The 346-nt window shown below is 44.5% G+C and carries 2 tRNA genes; both read right to left on the bottom strand.

The features are described from left to right. Window positions 1–122 precede the first annotated feature (122 nt). Window positions 123–198, bottom strand: a tRNA-Ala gene (locus tag EX191_RS22800). Window positions 199–243: 45 nt separating this feature from the next. After that, window positions 244–320: transfer RNA gene (locus EX191_RS22795), tRNA-Ile, on the bottom strand. Between the last annotated feature and the right edge of the window lie 26 nt (window positions 321–346).

Raw genomic sequence — 346 nt, 5'->3', positions numbered from 1 at the left:
AATACTTTGAGAACTTTACAAACAACAATAAATTGTTATTTTGTCAGCTTTCCAAATTGTTAAAGAGCTAGATTTTCTGATGAAAACCATTTTTAAAAGCACTCATTGAATGCGCTTAAAGATGGTGGAGCTATGCGGGATCGAACCGCAGACCTCCTGCGTGCAAGGCAGGCGCTCTCCCAGCTGAGCTATAGCCCCATCAAGGTGTGTCGATACTGTATGCCAATCCCTTAGTAAGGAAATTGGTGGGTCTGAGTGGACTCGAACCACCGACCTCTCGCTTATCAGGCGAACGCTCTAACCACCTGAGCTACAGACCCAGTATCGTCTCTTTACTTTATAAACC

This window comes from Vibrio chemaguriensis (assembly GCF_012275705.1).
Lineage (GTDB): Bacteria > Pseudomonadota > Gammaproteobacteria > Enterobacterales > Vibrionaceae > Vibrio > Vibrio diabolicus.
Note: the sequence above shows the minus strand (reverse complement) of the source record. Positions and strands in the feature narration are given on the sequence as shown.